This window comes from bacterium (assembly GCA_021372535.1).
Lineage (GTDB): Bacteria > Latescibacterota > Latescibacteria > Latescibacterales > Latescibacteraceae > JAFGMP01.
The window spans coordinates 1-3481 of sequence record JAJFUH010000191.1; the positions used below are offsets into that span (position 1 = coordinate 1).

Sequence of the window (3481 nt, forward strand, 5' to 3'; positions counted from 1 at the left end):
GCTGTGAAAAAGTATATTTTTCACGAGCCCGATAATGAAATGTATTGTTTCGGTGCTGTCAAGGGCATGTAAATCAGCACTTCGTGCCGACCCTTGACAGCTTATATCCACACTTACAGACTTTATCACAAGACTTTTAAAGTTTTAGCAAGAAATCCGTTGCCCGTTCATTATGCTGATTTTAAAAATGAGGAAGTTATTATCAGGGATTCCCCATATCAAATTATAATCAGTTAAAATTCTCAGCAATCGTATCGATAAAGAAATATTACTTTCAAATAATGCATTAGCAAGTATTATTCTGCGTGCTTACCGCTGAGTTTTTTATTTCGCAATGCTTGTTAACCCGGATTATTCAAAAGATTTTATAGAACACGGATTGACACAAATCAGCAGATTCTGTCAATCATGCCAAAATCGCTTTCAGCCCTGTGCTTTCCAGGAGCTTTTCCACATGGGCGAGACCCGGAAGCACCCTTCCCGGTGTAATATCGAAATCCTTCCTCACCGCAAGAGGCGTGACATCGACAAACAGGATGTTGCCCCCGGCATCGAGCGCGGCGCGGTTACCGTCCGGGTCGGCGAATCCTGCTTTTGAACCCTGTTTGGGCTGACCGGCGGTAATGATGATATCGTTCATCAGAACGCGCAGGAGCGATATCACCCTGAGCGTGCGTGAAACGTCACCCATCGGAGTCGTTTCGGCCATCGGCGTACCGGGAGCGGGGAGATAGGGGACGACCGGCGCCCAGTCAATGGCAAGCTCCCGCATGAGAAGAATATCGTCGGCCACATCGTCCACAGTCTGTCCTTCAAGGCCGATGATGTCACCCGAACCGAGCTCCATGCCCACGGGCTTGATGTTCCGTATGCAGGCCATACGTTCGTCGTAATTCACTGTGGGCTTGATTTTCCCGAACATTTCACGGTTCGATGTCTCGAATTTAAGCGTAAAACAGTCCGCCCCGGCGTCGTGTATCTCACGAAGCACATGTTCCGGATATACGCCGAGCCCGAGGGTGACATGGAGACCGATACTTTTTGCATGGGCAGTCATGGCGAGTATCTGGTCGATGGGGTATCCCGGGTCCTCGCCGGAGACAAAAAATATCCTGCCGATACCACTTTCGCGGAGGCGGTCCGTCGCATTTCTGATGTCGTCGAGCGGGAGCCTGAACCGGGGAATATTCCTGTTCGATACACGGAGTCCGCAGTAGGTGCAGTCATTCCTGCAGAAGCTGCTCATAGCAAGGAGTCCGCTCACGAACACACCGCCGTTAAAGGTACGTTTTGTTATTTCACGGGCATGTGCTGTCACTTTCTCCTCAAAAGTACGCCCATCCGATTCCAGAAGCATTTTAAGATTATCAAGCACGTAATCGGTTGGCACAAATTTATCTTCATTTGATCTGTTCGTTTCCCCTTGTGCCTTGTGCCTTGTGCCTTCTGCCTTTTTTATAAGGTTTTCCTTTTCCATCACACTCTCTTCATATATGGTTTCTGGTTTGTAGTCTCTGGTCTCTGGTTTATAGTTAATGGTATTATCTTTTTGTGCCTTATGCCTTGTGCCTTCTGCCTGTCTTTATCCCTTATCTTGAATGATCTAAATTCATCTTCCACGATACAAAGAAACTCCTGCCAATTCCGTACATCTCGTACCCGCGTGAAATGGTGAGATGGTCACGGTAGAGTTTATCGCCGACATTTTTCACACCGACGACGAGATCGTGGCTCACCGCGCCTGTTTTTAAAATGGATTTACCTGCGGAGATATCGACCGTGCCGTACCCCGGAGTAGTGCGTTCGCCCGGAGCGACTTTATCCTGACGGTCGACGAAGGTGACAAGCGGTTCGAGCCAGAGGTTTTTTGTAAAAGACCACCTGAAGCTCATATGAGCCTTCGCAGGCGGCATCGAGGGCAGATCGTTGTCGTATTTTTCATCGGTGCCCCGGATGTATGAAACATCGGCCTGCACGAGCAATTTCGGATGGGCGATCCAGTCGGCGCTGACCTCGAAACCACGGATGAGGGCTTTCCCTGCATTGGTATAGACATCGGCCGGTTTGCCGTTGAACGTTCCGCCCGGGTTGAGAATGACCATGTCGGTGATTGAATTGAGAAATGTCTGCGCTTTCAGCCTGGCCGGACCGGCTGTGACTGAAATGCCGCCCTCGACGAATGTCCCTTTTTCCGAATTGATTTCAGGGTCGCCGACTGTCACTTTTCCGCCCAGATCCGCATACAGGTATCGCTCCTCAAGGGTTGGCGATCTGAACGAGCGGGCAAGGGTGAGATTGACATCGATGCCGGGAAACAGCTTATAGATTCCGCCGCCGACGAAACTCCAGCTGATATCGTTATCGGTACGTTTATCCCAGAGAAGCACATCGCTCGGAGGCTGGTCGGTCAGGTAAGCCTTTCTGTTTTCTGTATGGATATGGTCGATACGGCTGCCGAGGGTAATTTCAGCCCGTTTCCCAAGATCAAAGGCATCTTCCGCAAAAAAACCGACGGGACTCTGCCAGCTTTCCGGGACGGGAGTGTCTTTTATGGTAATTGTCGTGGGATCGCCGATACGGTTTTCCGTTTCTTTATCGATTATTTCCTTTATGATGATTTTAGTGCGGTCTGATGTCATGTGTTTCTGCCAGCCCTCGATACCCGCCACGATACGGTGGCGGCCCAGGGACAGATCGTTCTGCCAGCGGGCTCCGGTCACACGGTGATCGGCTTTCGGATAGATAGCCGTCGGGGTCATCCGTATGAGTTTGGTGCTGTCGACGGGATTTGGAGTCTCCGAGGGCGGCGTATTGGGTAACAGCTCGACATTCCGTTTAACCGGCTGGTAATATGCGTTGATGCTCGATTCCCGGAGCCATGTGGTATGGGGACGCCATGTCCATGACATATCCGCAAGAATCCGTGATGTGTCCGGATACCGTGCAAGGGCGTTTTTCGGGAAGCTTGCCGCGCCGGGGACACCCGCATCGAGTACGGAAAAATACTGGTAACGGCCTTCGAGGGTATGACGGTCGGATACTTTCAGGCCGAAATTCACCTGAGTCTGACGGTCTTCGAACTGGGAATTCCTTATGCGCAAGCCATCGGCAGCCCGGTAATCAGTATATTTCCTGTTCGACTGAGAAAGGCTCAGATAAAACCGTGAATTCGACCAACCTGCGCGCTCGTACGACGATAAACCGTTTGCTCCGCTTTCATAGGTGGGATTGATGTCGAAACTGTACATGGGCTCGGAACTGAAATGACCTTTCCGGGTGATGACATTGACAACTCCGCCGGTCGAACCGGAACCGTACAGAACCGATATCGGGCCTTTGAGAACCTCTATCCGCTCGATGTCACCCTGCGCGATGGTTCCGAACTGGGCAGCTGTCGCCGTGGCAGTGACAACCCTGCACCCGTCGACAAGGAGAATAATCTGGTCTCTGGTGAGACCGCGTATGACAGGACGGGAGCTCC

The 3481-nt window shown here is 51.1% G+C and carries 2 protein-coding genes and 2 pseudogenes; all 4 read right to left on the minus strand.

Annotation, left to right across the window (positions count from 1 at the left end; all coding sequences use genetic code 11):
- Positions 1-406 precede the first annotated feature (406 nt).
- The gene (locus tag LLG96_16905) at positions 407-1477 is read right to left on the minus strand and encodes a radical SAM protein (GenBank protein MCE5251888.1); all 1071 of its coding nucleotides are present in this window, start codon (positions 1475-1477) and stop codon (positions 407-409) included.
- A 112-nt stretch (positions 1478-1589) separates the two neighbouring features.
- On the minus strand, positions 1590-3248 hold the full coding sequence (locus tag LLG96_16910) for a TonB-dependent receptor (protein MCE5251889.1): 1659 nt from the start codon (positions 3246-3248) through the stop codon (positions 1590-1592).
- Between the two features lie 21 nt (positions 3249-3269).
- Positions 3270-3359, minus strand: a pseudogene (locus LLG96_16915) (TonB-dependent receptor plug domain-containing protein).
- A pseudogene (locus tag LLG96_16920) lies at positions 3351-3464 on the minus strand (hypothetical protein). Before LLG96_16920 ends, LLG96_16915 begins: the two co-directional pseudogenes overlap by 9 nt.
- Positions 3465-3481 lie beyond the last annotated feature (17 nt).

Bases quoted from the DNA above. Each gene is read 5' to 3' on its own strand.
- LLG96_16905 (MCE5251888.1), bottom strand. From the start codon at position 1,477: ATGGAAAAGGAAAACCTTATAAAAAAGGCAGAAGGCACAAGGCACAAG.
- LLG96_16910 (MCE5251889.1), bottom strand. From the start codon at position 3,248: ATGTACAGTTTCGACATCAATCCCACCTATGAAAGCGGAGCAAACGGT.